Annotated in this window: 28 protein-coding genes; 19 read left to right on the top strand and 9 right to left on the bottom strand. The window is 68.5% G+C overall.

Going from position 1 to position 18,184, the window contains the following annotated elements; all coding sequences use genetic code 11:
• Positions 1-56: 56 nt before the first annotated feature.
• The 14 genes from ABZU91_RS05595 (at position 57) to ABZU91_RS05530 (ending at position 11,207) form a co-directional block, all read left to right on the top strand.
• On the top strand, positions 57-1,907 hold the full coding sequence (locus ABZU91_RS05595) for a DUF2637 domain-containing protein (RefSeq protein WP_355234349.1): 1,851 nt from the start codon (positions 57-59) through the stop codon (positions 1,905-1,907).
• A gap of 95 nt (positions 1,908-2,002) precedes the next feature.
• Positions 2,003-2,197, top strand: a complete 195-nt coding sequence (locus ABZU91_RS05590; RefSeq protein ID WP_355234346.1) for a hypothetical protein — start codon at positions 2,003-2,005, stop codon at positions 2,195-2,197.
• Positions 2,198-2,226: 29 nt separating this feature from the next.
• On the top strand, positions 2,227-2,487 hold the full coding sequence (locus ABZU91_RS05585) for a hypothetical protein (RefSeq protein ID WP_355234343.1): 261 nt from the start codon (positions 2,227-2,229) through the stop codon (positions 2,485-2,487).
• Entirely contained in the window at positions 2,487-2,723 is a 237-nt protein-coding gene (locus ABZU91_RS05580) for a hypothetical protein (RefSeq protein WP_355234340.1), read from the top strand. Before ABZU91_RS05585 ends, ABZU91_RS05580 begins: the two co-directional genes overlap by 1 nt.
• A gap of 167 nt (positions 2,724-2,890) precedes the next feature.
• On the top strand, positions 2,891-3,154 hold the full coding sequence (locus tag ABZU91_RS05575; protein WP_355234337.1) for a hypothetical protein: 264 nt from the start codon (positions 2,891-2,893) through the stop codon (positions 3,152-3,154).
• Between the two features lie 21 nt (positions 3,155-3,175).
• Positions 3,176-3,559 carry a hypothetical protein gene (locus ABZU91_RS05570; protein ID WP_355234334.1) on the top strand — a complete coding sequence of 128 codons (384 nt, stop codon included), beginning with the start codon at positions 3,176-3,178 and terminating at the stop codon, positions 3,557-3,559.
• Complete coding sequence (locus ABZU91_RS05565; protein ID WP_355234331.1) at positions 3,556-5,202, top strand: hypothetical protein; 1,647 nt, start codon at positions 3,556-3,558, stop codon at positions 5,200-5,202. The genes ABZU91_RS05570 and ABZU91_RS05565 overlap by 4 nt, the downstream gene beginning before the upstream one ends.
• A gap of 309 nt (positions 5,203-5,511) precedes the next feature.
• Positions 5,512-7,743, top strand: a complete 2,232-nt coding sequence (locus ABZU91_RS05560) for a hypothetical protein (protein WP_355234327.1) — start codon at positions 5,512-5,514, stop codon at positions 7,741-7,743.
• Positions 7,740-8,384: a hypothetical protein gene (locus tag ABZU91_RS05555; protein ID WP_355234324.1), complete on the top strand. Its 645-nt coding sequence runs from the start codon at positions 7,740-7,742 to the stop codon at positions 8,382-8,384. Before ABZU91_RS05560 ends, ABZU91_RS05555 begins: the two co-directional genes overlap by 4 nt.
• Positions 8,381-8,626: a hypothetical protein gene (locus tag ABZU91_RS05550; RefSeq protein ID WP_355234321.1), complete on the top strand. Its 246-nt coding sequence runs from the start codon at positions 8,381-8,383 to the stop codon at positions 8,624-8,626. Before ABZU91_RS05555 ends, ABZU91_RS05550 begins: the two co-directional genes overlap by 4 nt.
• A 9-nt stretch (positions 8,627-8,635) precedes the next feature.
• Positions 8,636-8,782, top strand: coding sequence for a hypothetical protein (locus ABZU91_RS05545; protein ID WP_355234318.1), 147 nt, complete (start codon positions 8,636-8,638; stop codon positions 8,780-8,782).
• Between the two features lie 111 nt (positions 8,783-8,893).
• Positions 8,894-10,147: a helix-turn-helix transcriptional regulator gene (locus tag ABZU91_RS05540; RefSeq protein ID WP_355234315.1), complete on the top strand. Its 1,254-nt coding sequence runs from the start codon at positions 8,894-8,896 to the stop codon at positions 10,145-10,147.
• Between the two features lie 394 nt (positions 10,148-10,541).
• Complete coding sequence (locus ABZU91_RS05535; RefSeq protein ID WP_355234312.1) at positions 10,542-10,784, top strand: hypothetical protein; 243 nt, start codon at positions 10,542-10,544, stop codon at positions 10,782-10,784.
• Positions 10,785-11,012: 228 nt separating this feature from the next.
• Positions 11,013-11,207: a DUF397 domain-containing protein gene (locus ABZU91_RS05530; RefSeq protein ID WP_355234309.1), complete on the top strand. Its 195-nt coding sequence runs from the start codon at positions 11,013-11,015 to the stop codon at positions 11,205-11,207.
• A gap of 87 nt (positions 11,208-11,294) precedes the next feature.
• On the opposite strand, the gene ABZU91_RS05525 is transcribed toward ABZU91_RS05530, so the two are convergent.
• Positions 11,295-11,558 (bottom strand): hypothetical protein, encoded by a 264-nt coding sequence (locus ABZU91_RS05525; RefSeq protein ID WP_355234306.1) that lies wholly within the window; start codon positions 11,556-11,558, stop codon positions 11,295-11,297.
• Between the two features lie 88 nt (positions 11,559-11,646).
• On the opposite strand from ABZU91_RS05525, the gene ABZU91_RS05520 reads away from it, so the two are divergent.
• Together ABZU91_RS05520 and ABZU91_RS05515 are read left to right on the top strand one after the other, a co-directional pair.
• Positions 11,647-11,919, top strand: coding sequence for a hypothetical protein (locus tag ABZU91_RS05520; protein WP_355234303.1), 273 nt, complete (start codon positions 11,647-11,649; stop codon positions 11,917-11,919).
• Between the two features lie 116 nt (positions 11,920-12,035).
• A complete protein-coding gene (locus tag ABZU91_RS05515; protein ID WP_355234300.1) occupies positions 12,036-12,311 on the top strand; it encodes a hypothetical protein in 276 nt (91 codons plus the stop codon).
• 341 nt (positions 12,312-12,652) lie between these two features.
• Here ABZU91_RS05515 and ABZU91_RS05510 read toward each other — a convergent pair whose 3' ends face one another.
• Positions 12,653-12,931 (bottom strand): hypothetical protein, encoded by a 279-nt coding sequence (locus tag ABZU91_RS05510; protein WP_355234298.1) that lies wholly within the window; start codon positions 12,929-12,931, stop codon positions 12,653-12,655.
• The gene (locus ABZU91_RS05505; protein ID WP_355234295.1) at positions 12,931-13,311 is read right to left on the bottom strand and encodes a hypothetical protein; all 381 of its coding nucleotides are present in this window, start codon (positions 13,309-13,311) and stop codon (positions 12,931-12,933) included. Before ABZU91_RS05505 ends, ABZU91_RS05510 begins: the two co-directional genes overlap by 1 nt.
• A 56-nt stretch (positions 13,312-13,367) precedes the next feature.
• On the opposite strand from ABZU91_RS05505, the gene ABZU91_RS05500 reads away from it, so the two are divergent.
• Positions 13,368-13,697 (top strand): hypothetical protein, encoded by a 330-nt coding sequence (locus tag ABZU91_RS05500; RefSeq protein WP_355234292.1) that lies wholly within the window; start codon positions 13,368-13,370, stop codon positions 13,695-13,697.
• On the opposite strand, the gene ABZU91_RS05495 is transcribed toward ABZU91_RS05500, so the two are convergent.
• From ABZU91_RS05495 to ABZU91_RS05485, 3 genes are all read right to left on the bottom strand, one after another.
• Complete coding sequence (locus ABZU91_RS05495) at positions 13,682-14,023, bottom strand: hypothetical protein (RefSeq protein ID WP_355234289.1); 342 nt, start codon at positions 14,021-14,023, stop codon at positions 13,682-13,684. The two genes, ABZU91_RS05500 and ABZU91_RS05495, sit on opposite strands and share 16 nt — an antisense overlap.
• Positions 14,024-14,117: 94 nt before the next feature.
• Positions 14,118-14,330 carry a hypothetical protein gene (locus tag ABZU91_RS05490; protein WP_355234286.1) on the bottom strand — a complete coding sequence of 71 codons (213 nt, stop codon included), beginning with the start codon at positions 14,328-14,330 and terminating at the stop codon, positions 14,118-14,120.
• Between the two features lie 28 nt (positions 14,331-14,358).
• The gene (locus ABZU91_RS05485) at positions 14,359-15,183 is read right to left on the bottom strand and encodes a hypothetical protein (protein ID WP_355234283.1); all 825 of its coding nucleotides are present in this window, start codon (positions 15,181-15,183) and stop codon (positions 14,359-14,361) included.
• A gap of 142 nt (positions 15,184-15,325) precedes the next feature.
• Between ABZU91_RS05485 and ABZU91_RS05480 the strand changes: the two genes are divergently transcribed.
• Positions 15,326-15,988 carry an HNH endonuclease signature motif containing protein gene (locus ABZU91_RS05480; protein ID WP_355234280.1) on the top strand — a complete coding sequence of 221 codons (663 nt, stop codon included), beginning with the start codon at positions 15,326-15,328 and terminating at the stop codon, positions 15,986-15,988.
• Positions 15,989-16,110: 122 nt separating this feature from the next.
• On the opposite strand, the gene ABZU91_RS05475 is transcribed toward ABZU91_RS05480, so the two are convergent.
• The 3 genes from ABZU91_RS05475 to ABZU91_RS05465 are packed head-to-tail and all read right to left on the bottom strand — an operon-like array spanning position 16,111 to position 17,704.
• The gene (locus ABZU91_RS05475) at positions 16,111-16,956 is read right to left on the bottom strand and encodes an SGNH/GDSL hydrolase family protein (RefSeq protein ID WP_355234277.1); all 846 of its coding nucleotides are present in this window, start codon (positions 16,954-16,956) and stop codon (positions 16,111-16,113) included.
• Complete coding sequence (locus tag ABZU91_RS05470) at positions 16,956-17,195, bottom strand: hypothetical protein (protein ID WP_355234274.1); 240 nt, start codon at positions 17,193-17,195, stop codon at positions 16,956-16,958. Before ABZU91_RS05470 ends, ABZU91_RS05475 begins: the two co-directional genes overlap by 1 nt.
• A complete protein-coding gene (locus ABZU91_RS05465) occupies positions 17,192-17,704 on the bottom strand; it encodes a hypothetical protein (protein WP_355234271.1) in 513 nt (170 codons plus the stop codon). Before ABZU91_RS05465 ends, ABZU91_RS05470 begins: the two co-directional genes overlap by 4 nt.
• A 73-nt stretch (positions 17,705-17,777) precedes the next feature.
• Here ABZU91_RS05465 and ABZU91_RS05460 point away from each other — a divergent pair, with 73 nt between their 5' ends.
• The gene (locus ABZU91_RS05460) at positions 17,778-18,182 is read left to right on the top strand and encodes a DUF6221 family protein (RefSeq protein ID WP_355234268.1); all 405 of its coding nucleotides are present in this window, start codon (positions 17,778-17,780) and stop codon (positions 18,180-18,182) included.
• Positions 18,183-18,184: the final 2 nt, after the last annotated feature.

Raw genomic sequence — 18,184 nt, 5'->3', positions numbered from 1 at the left:
CACAGGAAAGCCCGGAACGCGAACAGCCGAAACGCCAACCAGAGGAGGTGCCGCCGGTGATCGCCAACGCCGCCACGTTCATTCCCGACCCGGGGGAGTCGGTCTCCACGACCGTGCCCAGCACCCCGGCGCCGGAGGCGAACGGCTGGCTCGGCCACATCACCGCCTGGACCGACACCATCCCCAGCAGCACCTGGGCGATCACCCTCGCCGCACTCACCCTCTTCACCCTCGTGTCCCTGCCCTGGGCGCGCGCCCAGTCCTACAAGGCCGGGCAGCGGGCCAGTGGCAGCAACACCACCCGCAAGGGAACCGCCCTGTTCGTGGCCGCGATGGTGCCCGCCGCGTTCTTCTGGCTCGCTGTCCTCGCCGGCTCCTTCCGTGGCCTCGCCGGGTTCGGCACCGACACCCTCAAGTGGAAAGACGGCTGGGAATACCTGGTCCCGCTGACCCTCGACGGCATCGCCATCAGCTTCGGTTTCCTGGCGTTCCGTGCGGTCAGCGCCAGCCGCTCCCCGGAGCGCGCCAACCGGGTTGTCATGGCCACCGCCGCCGCGTCTGCGCTCATCAATTACGGGCACGAGGTGTCCAACGGCGGGTCGAAGCTCGGCGGCGGCTACCTCGCGCTGCTGTCCGTCCTCGGGATGCTGATCTTCCACGAGTTCCTGGACCAGTTCACCGAGGGCACCGCCTACATCCAGCGGGTCAACCCCAAGTTCGGGCTGCGGTGGATCACGTGGCCGTCGAACACGGTGTGCGCGTGGATCGCGTGGCGGAACTACCCGCCGACGCCGCTCGCCGCGAACCCTTCTGATGGGCAGAAGCGGTGGTGGGGTTCTGTCAATCATGCGGTCGCCCACCTGAACACGGTTCGCCGCGCGAAGCGGGTCGCCCAGTTCGACACCGACCGGCAAACCCGGCTCGTTGACGCGCCCGCCTGGCTGGTGAAGGTCCCGGCGGTCCGGAAGCTCACCGCCACCCTCACCGTCCATCGGGCGGAGACGGCGGAGATGGCCGCGCGCCTCGACAAGGTGGCCGCCGACTTCGCTGCCGAACAGACCCGCGCCGAAGCGGCGGTGCAGCGCGCGGAGGATCAGGCCCGCAACGCCGCTCGCGCCCTGTCGGAGAAGGCCACCGCCGACGGCAGGGCGGCTGACGCGCTCCGCCAGGCAGAGAAGGCGCGAACCGACGCCGCCGCGACCGTGCACCGCACGGAGAGCATCGCCGACCGTCGGGTCACCGCTGCGCAGGCGGAGCTGGCGCACACCGCCGCCCGACTCGACCGGATGGAGCAGCAGTGGATCGCCGCGAAGCAGGAAGCCGCGGTTCTCGCCGGCAAGCTCGCCGACGCGCAGTCGGATGCGCATACCGCCCGGCTCTCCGCTGACCGGGCGGAGAAGACGGCGGCGGCTCTCCGGTCGGCTCTCACCGACGCGGCGGAGAAGCACACCGCTGAACTCGCCGACACGACGAACCGGCTCCGCGCCCAGATGGCGGAGAACGAAGCTCGCATTCGGGCGGAGGTGAGCACGGTGAACCTCACCGAATACCGCACCGGAGAGCGGAGGAAGTCCGCCGCCGGGCAGCGGAGCAAGGCTGCGGAGAAGAACACCGCCCCGTCGAACGCGGCGCGGATGAGCGACGACGAGGCAGTTCAGGCGCTGTTCTCCGCCGACATGAACCCGGGCCGCGTCTGGAAGCAGGACGAGGTTCGCAGCGTCACCGGTGCGGGCTTCGGGCGCATCCCCCGTCTCCTCGCCGCGCTCGCGGAGTTCCACCGCACCGACGAGGCGGAGCGCCTGCGGAGCGCCGCGAGGCGGTCGACGGCGGAGAGCGCGGAGATGCCCGCAGAGAACGCGAGTGGAGAGGGGGCGGAGATTGCTCGATCCGTCGCACATGCCGGATGAGATTCGCCGGGACGCGCTCGCCTATCTGCGGTCGCTGTGACCGGAGTACCCGAAGACGATGCCCCACCTGATCACCGAACCGGAGGAGGAACCCGATGACCATTGAGACCCTGCCCGCCGTCATCCGACGCGCGGCCACCGCAACGCCCGCCGCTGCGCCTGCGCCCCGCCACGCCGTTCACACCGTCAGCAAGGGCGACACCAGCCTCAGCAAAGTGTTGGGCGTGTTCGCCGCCGCGAACGCGGTCGCCGGTGCCGCCGGCTACGCGCTGATGCAAATCACCACCTGACCTGCGCAAACACCGAAGGAGACAGTCAGATGCCGTCGAAGTTTTACGAGCTGCGAGTGTTCAAGGGGGACCGGCCGGTCCGCACCGCGCAGCGCCTGCTGGAACCCCTCGACCTCGCCGACCCCGACGGCACGAAAGACCTGCTCACCCGGCACCTGTACGCCGCCGCCGAGCGCGACGGACGCAGCCGACGCGAGGCGCACCTATACCACTTCGACGTGCACGAGGTGCGTGGCGAGCACGTGCAGCGGGAGTGGATGTTCCAGTTCAGCATCCCGGTGGGTGCCTGATGCTCAACCTTCCCAGTGCCGAACAGGTCCGGGAGCAGCGCAAACAGCGCGCCACGGCTGCGCGTCGCCGGGAGCACTACACGGGTCGGATCGCCGCCGCGTCGACCGTGAGGCAGCGGCTCAACGAGGCGATCGACTACCTGCGGGCGACGTTGGCCCGGCAGCCCGAAGACAAGACGAACGAGGCGGTCGCTGAGCTGATCGCGATGGCCGATGAGGCGGGAGGTGTCCGATGACGGCGATGACGGAACGTGTTGTGGCACTGCCACATGGCAGTGCATCTGCGGGGGTCGACAGCCCGCCTGCACGTCGCACGCGTGTGCGCGCGATGGTAGCTGCTACTCCGCGTAGTCACAAGGCGCGTGCTGTGGCGGGCCGCGCGCGGCGTGGTTTTCGGTCTGCGGTGGAGGTCGTGTACCTCGACGCGGCCGATTCGTTCCTGCTGAACGAGCGGTCACAGACGGTCCGGCAGGTGTGGAACACCAACTACGCGGACGCCTCCCCGATCGACTCGCCGACGTACCGGGCGTGGTGCCGGGTGTGGAAGCCCGTTGCCGTTGCGTCGGCGTCGGCGTGCGACTCGGCCAAGTTCTTTCTGATCCATCCGGTGCGCGGCCCCCTGGCTGTCACCGCCACGGTCGTCGGCATCGCCGTCGCCACCCACTAGCCCCTTGAGGAGGGCCGAATCATGATGAAACTTCTTGCCTGGGTCGGGTTCTTCGTTGCGATCATCGGCGGCACCGGCCTGGTGGGCGAAGGACTCGCCTCCGCTGTGCTGATCATCGCCGCGCTCGGCGCGTTCGTGCTGATTTGCATCGACTGCGCCAAGAACCGCCTTCCCGACATGTACGCGTACGTGGGCGCATTCGTGCTCCCATCGCTGATCGTCAAGATCGGCGGACCGTTCCCCGCGTGGATCGACCGGCAGCTCAACCGGCTGTGGGATTGGGCGTCGGGTCACATGGGCGACTGGGTGGCGACTAGCACCGTCGGCCTGGCCCTCGCCGCTGTTGTCATCTCGTTCCTGGTGGCTTCGCGGACGTCTCCGTCGTCGCGGATCGGTATCCGATGATCGAGATGATGCTCGGGGCGATGATCCTCGCCCTGTGGGTGAAGGTCGGCGCGGAGACTGCCGGCGACCTGGTGACCACGTTGCGGGCGTCGAAGGCCGGCGAATGGTCGCTGATCGACAAGCAGCGTGACCGTAAGGCCGCCAAGTCGCAGTCGCGCCGTGAGGCCATGTCGAAGGCGTGGCAGGCCACCCGGTCGGCCCGAAACCGGAAGGCGGGTGGCACCGGTCAGTACCGGCCGGGTATGGCCGCGTACCTGGGCGACGTGTACCACGGCGTGTGGGAAGACCAGTTGGAGAAGCGGAAGGCGAAGCGCGCTGCCCGCCCGCAGGTCGGCCCGGACGGGAAGCGTCCCGCCCCGTCGCGGATGGACCGTGCGGTCGAGGGCAAGGTCGACGCCCAGCGGGCAAAGACCGGCTACACCGGTCGGATTAAGCAGGCGGGGCGGCTGCTGATCGACCCGGTGGGGGAGAACCGTCAGTCGTCGGGGGTCATGCCACCGCCGGCCAGCCCGCCGCCCGCACCCGCCGCTGACGGTCCGCGTACCGCTTGCCCCGTGTGCGGGGACAGCCTCACCGAACGCGACGGGTCATGGTCGCACCCGGCGGAGTCGACGTGCGAGACAGCCCGACGCTCCGATGGGGGCCACCACGTGCCGCAGCGGGTCGCCGAGCAGGCCACCGACCTGTACCGGCTCAACCGGGCCGAGGGTCGCAGCGGCGCCCTCGGTGAGACGCAGACCGCCCGGGACCTGCGGGGCATGTTCGGTGACACCTACCCGCAGCACGTGTACGACCAGGCCGCCGCCGACGCCACCAAGACCGAGCCGCTGAACGGTACGTGGATGCCGAATCACGACCTGATGGTCCAGATGGCCCTGGCGGCACTCGCCGAGGCGGACCCGGACCAGATGCGGCGCGCACGGAACATGGACGACGCCCATGAGGCGATGTACCGGAAGTTCCCGAACATCCATCCGGAAGCCATCAACGAGATCGTTGCGCTTGCCGACCGTGCGCCGGGCTGCAACTCGTGCGGTCAGCGGCGCGGCGCGAAGCCGCCGTGTGTGCACCAGCAGGCTGCCGCGAACCGGCTGCGGCAAGCGCGGGCTCGGGCGAACGCGGCCATGAGCGCGTCGAAGACCAGCACCACCAACGATTCGAGCAACACCAGTAATGGAGGAACCACCATGAGCACAGGAACCGTCGACCTGGTCGACTACAACACTGCCGTCGCCGAGCACGAGCGCGCCCTCGAAACCCTGCGGGAGCAGTACGCGCAGGCCGTCGCCTTCGAGCAGCACGCCGCCGCGGTGCTGGCCGCTGTGGAGGCCATGGACGGCATCCGGGGGGAGGTTGTCAACGCCCTCGCGCCTCTCGCCGAGGGGATGGAGGTCAGCCGGTTTGGGGCGGACTCCACCCAGGGTTCCGCCGAGGCGACGTCCACGCTGACCGCCGGGACGATCGCCGAGGTGCAGGAACACGTCGAGGCCGCGGCCGACCGGAATCAGCAGTGGAAGGCGGAGCTGGCGGCGTCTATTGAGGGTGTGCAGGGCTCGTTGCAGCACATCAAGTCGCAGTACGGGGAGCTGGCGGCCGGTGTGCAGGAGACGGGCATCGACCCGAACGCGTTGGCGGAGCACTGAGCTTCCGACGCCATCGGTGCGGGCTGGGCTGCGGCCCGGCCCGTGCCGTGAACGCCGGAGGTTCGGCCTTGAGGGGAGATGACGACCGTGACGTTGAAGACTGAGGTGAGGCCGACCCCACTGCCGAACCGTTCGGGGTTCGCTGTTGGTGGGCGTGTGCCGCCGCCAGAGGGTGCCGCTGGTTGGGCGAAGGTGTGGTTGGATGCGCGCAGCGTGCCGCAAGCCACTCATTATCCGGTCCCGGTTGACGCCGACAATCGGCGCACCGCTCATGAGAGGTACACCTGCTCTCGGGGAAAGATCGAGACAGTGGTTGATCCGGAGAACGGACTGCCGCCGATCAAGAAAGTGCTGCCCTGCGATCGGACGATGTGGCTGCTTCCCGGAGCCAAGACCCAATTCTGCCCCGACCACGGCTGCGAGATGACCGCCGACGAGGAATCGAAGCCCCGTGGCACGGCACCGTGGGGGCAGGTACTCAAAGCCGCCGATGAGCGCCTGCGGGTCGCTGCGGCCACGGCTGCCGTCGGTGTGGTTGGCGCGGTGGATGACGTCGCGGACCTGCCGTGGTGGGGTGACGCCGCCGAGTTCGCAGCCATGCCAGCGGTGGTGTGGTCGTCGTGGTGGCTGACCCGCTGGTGGCTGTTCCGTGTGGAGGCGAAGAAGCCCGGGTTCGACCCGGACGACCAGGTGGCGGGGGTGAGGCGGCGGCGGAAGATCGACCGCCGCGCCCGGATCGCCGCCTACGTGACGGGCGCTGCTGTCGGGTGGGAGCGCATCGCCGATCTGGTGGACTGGACGACCACGTCCGGTCGGGCCGTGGTCGGCATAGCTGCCCTCGCCGGCCTGGGTGTGGTGTGCTCCCGCCCCTACCGGGCGTACGTGGACGGCCACCGCGCAACCACACCGACCGTTGCGGAGACCCCCGCCGAGGAACCTGCGGCGCCGAGCACCCCGCCGGGAATCCGCGCGGCGGCACGGTGGGTTGCGGACGACCCGAATGGGGCGGTACCGAACACGATCCTGCTGCCCGAGTCGTACCGCAAGGTGGTCGGCGGGTGGGGGATCATCATCCGCGCCACCAAGCCGGGCGCGGTCGCCATTGACATGCTCACTGACCAGTCCGCGAAGGGCCGGCTGCGGGTCATCGCCGGCACGTTCGGCGTCAACCGCAAGTACTTCAACTTCGTGGAGCAGGACGATCCGAACGATGTGCTGATGCTGGTGCAGCCGAACCCGCCGCTCGCTCAGGCGAAGGTGTGGGCGGGGCCGGAGTCGATCGACGTCGACAAGGGTGTCGCCCTAACGGGTTACTACATCGACGGCAGCCCCATGTACGAGCCGTTCTACAAGTACGGGTGGGGTGCCCCGCCGAAAATCGTCACCGGCACCACCGGCTCAGGTAAGTCGGAGAACCTGCGCAAGCAACTCGTCATTGAACGCTACTTCGCGTACACCGACCCCGAGACGGGCGAGAAGCGCGGCCTGTACGCGAGCTTCCTGCACGACTTCAAGCAGTTCGAGTCGTACGGGGAGTTCCGGCGGGCGGTGCACGCCGCCGGGTCGACTGTCGAAGACGCGTACATCATGCGGGACGCCCTCATCCGGGAGATGAACCGCCGCTACGACATGCTGGCCTCGCACCAGTGGACCGACAAGAAGGGCCGCCAGCGCGAGGGCGGCATCAGTTGGGATCCGCGCGTCCACGGCCCGATCCTGTCGTGGACGATCGACGAGTTCCACGAGATCGCCAAGGACAAAGAGTTCATCGGCCCGCTGGAACTGTTGGCCCGCAAGATGCGTGCCTGCGGTATCCGTGTCGTCGTCGGCACACACATGGGCACCCTCGGGGACACCGGGTCGCGGGGGTTCCGGGACATGCTGGCCGGCGGGTACGCACTGTACGGCCGCACCACCGACGCCCTTACCTCCGTCGTCACCGGCGGCACCCTGACCGCCGATCCGCGGCAACTCCCGAAGCTGCCCGGCATGTGCCTGGTGGCCGACGGCGAGCAGCACACGATGCACGCCCGGCAGTCGTACATCCCGTCAGACGAGGACGCCTCGGTCAACGTGTATGACCTGCTCTTCGACGACAACAACGAGCCGATCGGCTTCCCGGCGGTGCTGCCGCCGGAGACGTTGGAGGCGTTCGGCCCGGAATGGGTGGCGTGGGCTGAGGCGGGCAAGCAGTTGGGTGGTCGCCCTGCCGGCAATTGGGCCTCCGGTGCCACGGCTGAGGCGGTGCAGACGGCCACGGCGGGTGACGCGGATGTGAAGGGCGCGAAGGAGGCGGTGGCGTCGATCCTGCTCGCCAACGGCGGCCCGATGGACATTGACGCAATCGACGAGGCTTTGAAGCCGATGCGGGCGCGGGGTGTGAAGTGTTCGACGTCGATGGCGCGGAAGGTGCTGCGGGAGCTGGTGGAGAAGGACAAGTACGCGTTCAAGCCGAAGCACGGCTCCTACCAGATCGTGGAGCACGTGCAGGAGGATCTGCTGTCGCAGGCTGCTGAGGCGGCTGAGGACGTCGAGCAGTGACCGCCCTGCCTTCGACGTCGGGCACGGATCAGCGCGACTGCGCCCTGTACCGCTTCTGGGTGCGTCACCCCACCACAGGCCGCATCGTGCTCGGATATGTGGGTGAGACGGTCAGGCTGCCGTTCACCCGGCTGATGGAACACATCTACGACCAGCCGTGGTCGGACACGATCGTCCGGTGGGAAGTCGACACGACCACGTATGCCGGTAAGCAGGCTGTACTGGCCGCCGAGAAGGCCGCGATCGAGTCGGAACGTCCGCTGTACAACGTCGAGTGGAACATGGGGAATCCGCTGCGGATCAAACCGTGGGAGGCGGTGGCTCAGCGGCAGGCCCGTGAGCCGGGCTGGCAGCCACCAGTTCGGGGCACGCGTGTTCCCCGGCAGCGCCGCACCGCCACGGCGGCGAGCCCCCCGACGGCTGCTGCGGGCTGGGCGTGGGAGTGGACACCGGAGCGGATCAAGGTCGCGGCGTGGGCGGCCGGGTGGCTGCTCATTGCCGTCGTGGTCGGCTGGCAGGCCGCATCCGGTCCGATAGCCACCGCCAGCGATGGCCTCGCCTACGGGGCTGGTGTCGCCACGATCGCGGTCGGCTTGCTGCTGCCGGGGAAGCGTCGACGGCGCCGCAGGTTCCGCCGGTGACGACGTGGCGGTGGGAGGCGTTCAGCCCCGACGGTGACCGGATGATCGCCGACACGCTGACCGACCCGTTCGCCGGCACCGTCGGTGAGGCCGCGGACATGGCGATGGCCCAGTTGGTGGTGCGCGCCTGGCCCGAGTTTCGGCGGCTGGCGGGGTGGCGGGTGCGGGCATGGTCGGGCGAGGTTGAGGCGTGGGCGGTCGCCGACGAGTGGCTGCCCGCCATGGTGGCTGCGGCGGGTTAGCCTGCGGTTATGCGAACGCCGCACCCGTTGACGCCCGGCGTGACATGGGTGATCACCCGGCACCTGGGGCCGTTCAAACGCTGCGCGTGGGGGATGGTCGACCTGGCGGATGCGGCGCGGCTGTCAGCGGCGCTCGACCGGCGGCAGTTGCGGTGAAACCCCGGCGAGGCTGGCGGCAGTCGCCCGCGACCCCGGGTAGCGTTGACTTCGGCGGGCCGTCGGGGTAGAGGCCGACTGCCCGCCCCCGATCTCTACCGGGAGCCTCCAATGACAGGCAGAAAAGCCGCCAAGCAGACCATCGGCGAGAAACTGAAGCGTCACCGCAAAGCCAACCGGCTCACCCAGCAACAGTTGGCCGAACGCGCGGACCTCAGCATCGAAATCGTGCGGAAGCTGGAACAGAACGTGCGCCGCTCAACCAGCCTCGCCACCCTCCACGCGCTCGCCCGTGCCCTCAACGTGCCCACCACCGCGCTCATGGGTGACGCCGCCGAAGCCGCCGCCCGCGCCGAACCGGACCACCGGCCGCTGTCCCTGGCGGCCATCCGCCGCGTCGTCGCCCCCGTACGCGGACTCAACGGCACACTGCTCACCGCGCCGGTCGGCGACCCACCCACCCTCGACGTGCTCACCGGCCGGCTACGCGCCGTCGACCGCACCTACCAGCGCAACAACTACGCCGAGGCGCTGTCGGTCCTGCCGCCGCTGCTCGCCGACGTGCGCGCCGCCGTCGACATCGCCAACGACCGGCACCGTCCGGACGCGTATACGCTGCTGGCCCGCACCCAACACCTGACCGGGAACCTGCTCATCCAACTGCGTGCGGGTGACCTCGCGCAGACCGCGCTGACCGGGGCGCTCGACGCCGCCCGCCAATCCGGCAATGAGGACGTCGCCGCGACCGTCGTGCAGGGCATGTGCTGGCTGCTGATGCGGCAGGGTCGACTGGCTGAAGCCGCCGAGCTGGCCACCGCCACCGCCGACCAGGTGGAGCCCCGGTTCTCCCGGGCCACCCCGGCGCAGTTGGCGGCGTGGGGGTGGCTGCTGGTGGCCGGTTCCGCCGCGTACGCCCGCGACAATCAGCCCGATGTGGCTGCGGACCTGGTCGACGCGGCGCAGGCCGCCGCCGTTCGGATCGGCGAGCGGGCACCGGAGGCGGGGCATCTGATGATGGTCGGCGGGTTCGACTCGGGCAGGGTGCAGATGGCGCGGGTGGAGAACGCGGCGGTGGCCGGCGACCCGGGCCGGGTGTTGGATTTGGCGCGGCTGGTTCCGTCGGGGCCAACACCGGTGGGGTCGAGTTGGCAGCGGCACCGTCTCGATGTGGCGTGGGCGTATGCGCAGCGCCGCGAGCACCAGGACGCGACGGGCGTGTTGGTGGAGTTGCGGCACCTTGCGCCGGCGTGGCTGCGGCAGCAGCGGTACGCGCGGGACATCGTGGACACGATCGCTGACGGGCGGCGCCGGGCCATGACGGAGGATTTGGCGGATCTCGCGTCGGTGGTCGGCTACACGCCTTGAGGTCGCACGCTGTGTACCACTCTGGCTGCTGAGGGTGGTTAGCGGTACGTGGGGTACCTCCCTTTTGCTCGGTCTGACGGTCATCATCAACATGTCAGTACATGTTGCTGACCGAATGGCGCAGCCGCCCGCAGACGTGTCGTCGGGGGTGGTTGTAGCCGACCCGAGGTGTGGCGGCCGGGGCAGACCCCCCAGCCTGACCGGCCGCCACCCCACCCATCAGGGGGCGTGTCGTGAACGTGTGGCGGATGCACAACGGCAGGGCGGTGCGCGGCACCGATCCGACGCCGAGAGGGCCGGGCGCGAACAGCCGCCTGGACGCCGAGCACCTGTTTGCGTCCGGCACGGCGTGGGTGGCACGCAACCGTGGGCACCGCTATCCGAGGCGGCTCCGGTGATCGTCGAAGCGGATGTGCCGCGCGGCACCCGACTGATTCTGCTCGCGCACGAGATCGAACCCAATCCGACGAACCGTGATGAGGTGGTGTGGGCTGTGGCCGTGCACCGCAGCACCGGAGGGTGGGCGACACTTCACGGGCACGTGTGCGGCCCGGACGGCGACTGCGCCGGGGGTTGGTGTTTCGAGGCGCAGGTGACAGTGGCGGCGATCCGCGCGAACCTCGATGGTGCCCGGTGAGCGCGCCCACCCGGGAGCAGATCGCCCGGTGGTGGCGGACCCTCACCGAACATCAGCAGCGGTACGGCAAGTGCCCAATCTGCGGCACCCGCTCCCGGTGTTGGCTGCGGGCGGACGCCTTCGGTCAGCTCGTCGCCTACGACTTGTTCTTCCTCGGCGCGTTCGATTCCACCCCCGTGGATGCGTCCGGCGGCAACCCGACCGTCGGCGAAGTTGAGGGAGCAGATCGTGAGACAACCCAAGGGTGTGTGGTTCAAGTCCAGCAAGTCCGGGCCGAACTGCGATAACTGTGTGGAGGTCCGTGACGGCCGGGTGGTCGACGTGCGGGACACGAAGGATCGTGGCGGTCCGGTGTTGACGTTCGCCCCGGCCTCGTTCGCGGCGTTCGCGTCGGCTGCCGCTGGGGGACAGTTCGGCCGCTGAGCTTTCATCTGCCACCCGACGGGCCGGCCTCACCTCATCCAGGGGTGGGGCCGGGCCTGTTTTTGGACTGTCCTGGAAAGCGCATTCCTAACTGTCGACGGTTGGTGCGTTGTTGCGGCGGCGGTGGGCGGTGATGCGGCGGCGGACTTCGTGGACGGTGACGCCTGCCGCTTCTGCGACTTCGTGTTCGCCGGTGGTGGCGCGGGCGTCGGCGATGGCGTGGTCTTGGGCTGCGGCGATGGCGGCTTTGAGTTGGGGGGCGAGGTCGCGGAGGGCTTGGTACTGGTTCAGGGGTGTGGGCAGGTGGGGGATGGCGGCGAGGCGGGCCGCGAGGTCCGTGAGGTCGTCCATGCGAAGAATTCTACACCAGACTATTGCCACAGATTCTAGGGCAGTGTAGAATTTAGATATAAGGGAGAGCGGCAGAAGGAGACAGAAAATGAACACCGAGACGATCGCCACCGAGATCCGCACCGCCTACGACACCTACACCACCCAGAACGGGCAGGGCGTCTGGATGCCGATCGCCGAACTGGTCAATCGGGTGGACCTCAACCCCGAGCAGATCGCCGCCGGCGTCAAGCACCTCAACCGCACCGACCGCGCCTTCGCCGCCGCCGGCAAGCCTGACCAATGGTCGATCACCGACATGGACCGCGCCTACGCCGTCACCCTCGGCGGGCAGGCCAACCACGTCATCACCTGGAGCTGACCCCGCAGGTCGGGGGCCGGGCAACTGACCCCCGACGTCGCCCGCCTGCTGCCAGGAAACCGCTTACCTCTCCCGCTCCCGACAACCGGCCCCCACCCTCAGAAGGAGAGCCCGACATGACCGCTCTGACGATCCTCCCGACAACCCTCACCCACACCACCCCGATCACCGACATCGACGCCACCGGATGGCTGATCTCCACCATCACGATCACCGTCACCGACGACCAGGACGGCAACATCACCTTCACGGCCGAGGTGACCGGCTACGACGTGGCCACCAAGAAAGACGAGACCCTGACTTTCACCACGTACGAGGCCATCGAGCAGTTCGGCGACGACCTGGCGGACGTTGTCAGCGACCTGGTGGGTGAACTGGCCGCCCAACTCTGACCCCAGACGCAACAAAGCGCCCCAGCCCGGCCCTAAGGCCAAGCAGGGGGCGCTTTGCGTAGTGCCTACCGCGACGACAATGGTTGCTCCGTCCGCAGGGCTCTCGGTTTGACTCGGGCACTGTTTCAGCCCGCACGCAGGAGTGTCCACCTGGCGACTCCACCACCGAAAGGGTGCCCACAGTCTACGTTGCGGCACCGATATCCGCCCCGACCCTGAACGCGAAAAAGGGGCCGCCCTCCCGCTCCGGCCCGCACGACGGCAGGCAAGGAGTGGGAGGGCGGCCGGTGGCGTCGCCTGCTGGGGAGGTAGGCAGGACGCCAGATCGTGGAAGCGGATGGTCAGACGCGGTCCGGCCAGTGCCAAGTGCCGCCCGCGTCGGGGTGGTCGATGTCCTGACAGCCGGGGCCCTGCTTGCATCCGCCGCCGTCGGCCAGCGGGTAGAAAAACAGGCCAGTCGGGTTCGCGACCATGAGGCCAACGCGGTTCAGGTCCGCGTCGGCACCGTCCGGGTCGCTGACCTCGGTGACAGTGGCGGCCCGGCACTTCTTCGGGAACCTGCCGTCCGCACTTCCCCGCGCCACGTAGTGGACCGCACGGTTCACACTCGGGCGCTGCATCAGACCACCGCATCCGGGCGCGGGTCCGCCTTCGGCGTCGACTGCGGGCGGATCACCAGCGCGGTCAGCAGCGCCACCGAAGCTGCGGCGATCGACCCCACCTGCGACTGGGACAGCTCGTACCCGTACGCGGCGAGTAGCGTCGCCCCCGTCGTGATCACACCGACGAGCAGGGTCGGGGCGACCGGGCGGACCTTCACCGCGATCCACACCGCAGCCAGCGCAGTCAGGAGCGCCTCCACCGCGCCGGCCTGCTTGGCGGTGAGGAAGTCGAATCCGAAGGCAACGAGCACGGCGGCGACGGACACGACACCGCCGATGATCACGGCGGGCTCGCGGCCAAGCACGGTGCCCTTGGTGGGCGTTGAGACGTCAGGCATGACCCCTCCCGGGGATCTCGAAGTGGTGGACGGGAAGCCGCCCTACGCTGGGCGGCATGACGGACGACGGCGAGCGCGTAGACCCGTGGCTGCTCGCCGGCCTGCGACGGCTACGCCGTTGGCAGCACGGGCACGCAGCCGGATACGGTGCCCGGCATGTCACGCTCGGGCAGATGGCTGATGGCCGGTGGCTGGTCGAAGACTCCGACACCGCGCGCGAATCCCGTGCCTACCCCAGCCGGGAGCGCGCCGAACGGCAGCTCACCGAACAGATGTGGGACGGCGACTGGCAGGAAGTGCCCGCCGTCATCGACGGCCGAGGGCACGCCGACGGGTGGGTCCGGCGCGGCGGCGCATGGATGCGCGACGATCAGCCGCAGCGTTGAGACGGCGGCGCCGGCAACGGGTTCGCCTGCCGAGTTGCGTTCGCCTGCTCGCGTGACTCGTTGTACTGCCGCAACGCGTCAATGCCCGACCGGGGCTGCTCCGCGATCGACCGGAACAGGATGTCCTGCGCCCGCCGGTCCTGCTCAGCCGCCGCATACCGGGCCGCCTGCGACCTGTTGTTGGCGTCGTTGTACTCGGCGAGGCACTGGGTGAACTGCCGCTGCTGCACACCGATGTACACCGACAGCGTCAACGCCACCACCGCGATGACCTTCACCGCCGTGTCGGCCGCCGAACTGTTGAGTGCGCGAACCACGGGACTCACCGATCATCACCGCCGATCTTGTTGAGTAGGGGTCGCAGGGCCAGGCCGAGGCCGGCTGCGACCGCGAGGGACAGCAGGACTTGCAGGCCGTAGCTCACGAGGTGGACTCCTCAACGGGGGTGGGTGTGGTGTCGGTGCCGCCGCGGCGGCCGGGCAGTTTCGGTGGGGCAAGGGCCAGCACCAGGAACGCGGGTACACCGAGCAGCGCCGCGTCGGGCAGTTTGCCCTGAGCCAGATAGGCGATGACCACACCAACCCATGTACCCAGCCCCACCAGCATTACCAGATTGCGGAGCCACGTCGACATGATGCACCCCGTTGGTGGTGTTGGTTGATCAGCCTTGCAGTCGCTTGGCCAGTTCGTCGGCGACGGCCTTCACCTGGGCAGGCGGGATCGCGGCGGCGATCTTCTCCGGCGTCAACGACGCCAGCACGCCCTGCACGATCGCCGCTTCGTCGGTGAAGTCTTTACCGGCCAGCCCCGTCAGCAGGGTTTGTACGGCGGTGAGTTGCTTGCCGAGCGCCGTCAGCGACGGGAACGTCTGCGCGTGCTTGCTGCCCAGCACCGCGTCCGTGCCGTCGGTGATCCGCGTGTACACCTGCCCGATCGGGTTCCGGCCGTCCATGACCGTCAGGTTCTTGTGCACCGTCTCAAGCCACTTGTGCTCTTCCGGGGTCATGTCGATGCCTCCTCGAATCCGGGCCACCGGGTCGTACCCGGCGCCGATCGTGCTGCTGTCGAAGCCTGTCAGCGCGGACAGGTGAATGTGCCCCCGGTCGGTGGACGACCGGCGGGCGTAGGTGGGCTTCCACGAGTCCTGGTGGCAGGTGCCGCCGTTGTTCCGCTGCGGCTCCCAGTTCATGTACTTCAACCAGCGAATGCCTGCCACACCGTCGTTGCGGTCGGTGAGTAGTTGCGCACCCAACTGTTGCAACGACGGCAGCGGCAGGCCGTCGACCTTGGAGCGGGCACCCGACGCGGGCGGCATGATGTCGATGGCGTAGCCGACGCCGTACGTCGCCTTCCCCGGGTAGCCGGTCTCCGAGTACGGGGTGTGGTCCTCCGGCGGTTCGTGTTCCATGTGGTCTTCGTTGCCGATGTCGTAGACGACGTAGCCGTGCGCCCGGAGCTTGGTCTTGAGGTCTTGCGCCGGGGTCATCAGGCGGAACGGTGCCCCGGCTTTCTTCCAGTTCGAATAAGCTTGGCGTCCCACGCGTCCCCCGTTCGAATAATGTGACGACGATCGCTGCTGGTAGTGCGTTTCTTTACCCGAATTTGCTAAATATTTGGGACAATGGAGTATGGTCGGATTGAATCCCGCAACTCGCAGGTCAGGGCCGCCGCCTCGGTCGCTTCGGGAACGTATCCTTAGCTCCGTCAAGATTGACGAGAATAGCTGCTGGCGCTGGCAGAAGTACGTCAAGCCGAATGGCTACGGGCAGATCGGAGTCCCTGGGCAGTCGTCCCAGTACGTTCACCGCGTCGCGTACCTGACCTTCGTGGGTCCGATACCGGACGGATTGCAGATTGACCACCTGTGCCGCGTTCGGGACTGCTGCAACCCCGACCATCTTGAGCCCGTAAAAGCGCGGACTAACGTGCTTCGTGGTGTGGGTTTCGCGGCGGAACACGCGCGGGTCGAGAGGTGTCCCGCTGGACATCCTTACGACAACGTCAACACGTACGTCCGCGCTGACCGTCAAGGTCGCGGCTGCCGAACGTGCAGACTCGAATCATCTCAGCGGTCACAGAGCCGAAGGGCTGAACAGTTCCGTCGCTCGCCTGAGGTGCCCGTGGACAAGCGGACACCGGTCGGGGGCAACGGAAAGACGCACTGCCCATCCGGCCACCCGTACGCAGGTGCCAACCTGTACGTGGACACCCACGGAAGGAGGCAATGTCGGACGTGCAGGCGGGCCGCTCAGGTGCGGGCAACTAAACGCCGCTCCGGGCTTGCCGTCTAACGAGTTCGCCCGGTGCGGCGGCACAGTTCGTCGCCGAGCCAGTCAATTTCGTCGGTGACGATCTCCCGCGTCCAGTACGACTCGGCCTGCAACTGGGCGTACGTGGCCATCGACGTCCCCTCTCAGCCGTTGATGTTCATCTGCTGGCAGGGCGTCCAGTTGGGCACGACACCGCCGGGCCGTCGTCCGGTCAGGCCGCACGGCAGCTTGGCGGTCGGCACGGTCACCAGGTAGGGGGCGATGGTGTTGTAGACGATGCGGCCCATCACGTCGTAGCCGCCCGGCGTCGGATGCACCCCGCACTCGTCGAGGTAGCCCTCGGGGATGGACTGGTAGTCGATCCAGCCCGGGATGCGCCGCCCGAACTCAGCATGGATCTTGATGCTGCGGTAGATGGCGTCGTCAACCTTCGCCTCGCTGGCCGGCAGCCATGACGGCGACGGACCTGGCGGGGTGGTGCATCCGGTCGACGGGCGGCCGGCGCTGTACTGCACCCAGGCGGGCCACGCGAGCACGTCCGGGTCGGAGTCCATCACCACGTCGAACAGCGACCGGTAGGTGGCCTCGAACCCGGCGATCGTGTCCGAGCTGGCGTTGTCGAGCCGGTTGTTCGTCCCACAGTTGATCAACACGACGTCGGGGTGGTGCGTGGACATCAGCCCTGCGATCCGCGACGACCAATACCCGCACGTCGTCCCACCGAGAGCGGCCGACACCATCTGATGCGGGATGCACGCCTCCGTCAGGAGCCGGCTCAACTCCGCACGGTACGACGGGCTCGCCGACCCCTGCATCGTCGCACCCTCAGTGATGCTGTCACCGATCGTCAGGATCGTCTTCGGGGCGGCGGACGGCTGCGGGCACTCGGCGGCAGCCTGCGCCCCACCCGCCGCCGTCGGCGCGAACAACACACTGCCAGCGAGGACCACGAGTAGCGCCACCACACCAGCCGCCGCCCAACGACGCATCACGGCACCTCCGGCAGGCGTGTAACCGTCGTCGCCTGCGCCAGCAACGACGGATGGGGATCGCCGGTACTTAGCGACCGATCCCAGCCCTCATCTCGCCGCTCCCACCAGTCCTCCGGCACACCGTGCTGGGCGCTGCCTTCGTCAACGGCTGCTGCCTGCGCGTCAGCGTCACCATCACCGAGTTGGTAGAGGTGCAGCTCGCCGGGCGTTCTGATGATCAGCCACCAGTGGTTCACGGACGCTCCCAGGTGATCGAGACTGTGGACATCTCGTCGTTCGTGACACGGGTATCGAGGTTGCCGCCGGACGACTGGTACACGCGCAACTCCAGGTAGTCGCCCTCGGCGAGGTAGATGAGGTCGCCACGGGCCGCCATGCGGGTCGTGTTGCCGGACACGGCGGTGGACAGCACGTCGGACCCGGCGACGTTCGTGCCATTGACCGCCCAACTCGCCAAGCGCACCCCGGTCGAGTTGGACACGAACGAGACTCCGCCGCCCACCCGGTACCAGCCTGGGTAGCGGGCCGTGTATCGGCTGGTGTTGCTGCTCGTTGAGTGCCCGCCGATCCCGTCCGGGTCGGTGTCCAAGTCCTCAACGTTGAGTGTCAGCGCGGTAGGTGTGTTGTTTGTCAGGGTCTGCGCGACGGTCTGCCGCAGCTTCGCCGCCGGGGCCTGCCCGAAGGCGAACACGATCCGTGGCACCGTTAGTCGGGAGCCGGCGGCGAGGGTGGCCACTGCTGGCACGGATGCCTCCTACAGGCTGCGGCAGAATTGGTTGCATGGGTGAGCAGACCGGCGAGCCGGCAAGGTGAGCGCCGTGGATGACTTCGTGATCTGGCTGCGCGTCCAGCTCGACGACGACGAGCGGGTGGCGAAGATCGCCGCCGACCGTTACCCGCATTGGGCCACTACCGACGAGGGGGACGTCGTCCAGGTCGGCACTGGCGGAAGTGGGTACCTCGCCAACGGGCCATGGGGCACTTCCCTCTTCGAGGTGGGAGAGCACATCGCCCGCCACGACCCGGCCCGCGTGCTGGCCGAGGTGGACGCCAAGCGGCGCATCCTCGACATCCACCACGACGACGGTCACGGCGACTGCGACGGGTGCGGGCTCGATGCGATCGGGTTACATGTGCACCAGCTCGACGAGTGCCCGACGCTGCTCGCGCTCGCCCTGGCGTACGCCGACCGGCCCGGCTACCGCGATGAGTGGCGGTCCTGACC

Origin of the sequence: Micromonospora sp. NPDC005174 (assembly GCF_040608495.1) — a bacterium.
Taxonomy (GTDB): domain Bacteria; phylum Actinomycetota; class Actinomycetes; order Mycobacteriales; family Micromonosporaceae; genus Micromonospora.
The sequence above is the reverse complement of the archived record's forward strand: the minus strand, read 5'-3'. Positions and strand labels throughout refer to the sequence as shown.

What these genes read in the sequence shown, in the direction of transcription:
- ABZU91_RS05480 (WP_355234280.1), top strand. Translation starts at nt 15,326, where the DNA reads ATGGTCGGATTGAATCCCGCAACTCGCAGGTCAGGGCCGCCGCCTCGG.
- ABZU91_RS05590 (WP_355234346.1), top strand. Translation starts at nt 2,003, where the DNA reads ATGACCATTGAGACCCTGCCCGCCGTCATCCGACGCGCGGCCACCGCA.
- ABZU91_RS05570 (WP_355234334.1), top strand. Translation starts at nt 3,176, where the DNA reads ATGATGAAACTTCTTGCCTGGGTCGGGTTCTTCGTTGCGATCATCGGC.
- ABZU91_RS05540 (WP_355234315.1), top strand. Translation starts at nt 8,894, where the DNA reads ATGACAGGCAGAAAAGCCGCCAAGCAGACCATCGGCGAGAAACTGAAG.
- ABZU91_RS05485 (WP_355234283.1), bottom strand. Translation starts at nt 15,183, where the DNA reads ATGACCCCGGCGCAAGACCTCAAGACCAAGCTCCGGGCGCACGGCTAC.
- ABZU91_RS05510 (WP_355234298.1), bottom strand. Translation starts at nt 12,931, where the DNA reads ATGCAGCGCCCGAGTGTGAACCGTGCGGTCCACTACGTGGCGCGGGGA.
- ABZU91_RS05515 (WP_355234300.1), top strand. Translation starts at nt 12,036, where the DNA reads ATGACCGCTCTGACGATCCTCCCGACAACCCTCACCCACACCACCCCG.
- ABZU91_RS05565 (WP_355234331.1), top strand. Translation starts at nt 3,556, where the DNA reads ATGATCGAGATGATGCTCGGGGCGATGATCCTCGCCCTGTGGGTGAAG.
- ABZU91_RS05505 (WP_355234295.1), bottom strand. Translation starts at nt 13,311, where the DNA reads ATGCCTGACGTCTCAACGCCCACCAAGGGCACCGTGCTTGGCCGCGAG.
- ABZU91_RS05500 (WP_355234292.1), top strand. Translation starts at nt 13,368, where the DNA reads ATGACGGACGACGGCGAGCGCGTAGACCCGTGGCTGCTCGCCGGCCTG.
- ABZU91_RS05520 (WP_355234303.1), top strand. Translation starts at nt 11,647, where the DNA reads ATGAACACCGAGACGATCGCCACCGAGATCCGCACCGCCTACGACACC.
- ABZU91_RS05525 (WP_355234306.1), bottom strand. Translation starts at nt 11,558, where the DNA reads ATGGACGACCTCACGGACCTCGCGGCCCGCCTCGCCGCCATCCCCCAC.
- ABZU91_RS05475 (WP_355234277.1), bottom strand. Translation starts at nt 16,956, where the DNA reads ATGCGTCGTTGGGCGGCGGCTGGTGTGGTGGCGCTACTCGTGGTCCTC.
- ABZU91_RS05545 (WP_355234318.1), top strand. Translation starts at nt 8,636, where the DNA reads ATGCGAACGCCGCACCCGTTGACGCCCGGCGTGACATGGGTGATCACC.
- ABZU91_RS05585 (WP_355234343.1), top strand. Translation starts at nt 2,227, where the DNA reads ATGCCGTCGAAGTTTTACGAGCTGCGAGTGTTCAAGGGGGACCGGCCG.
- ABZU91_RS05490 (WP_355234286.1), bottom strand. Translation starts at nt 14,330, where the DNA reads ATGTCGACGTGGCTCCGCAATCTGGTAATGCTGGTGGGGCTGGGTACA.
- ABZU91_RS05580 (WP_355234340.1), top strand. Translation starts at nt 2,487, where the DNA reads ATGCTCAACCTTCCCAGTGCCGAACAGGTCCGGGAGCAGCGCAAACAG.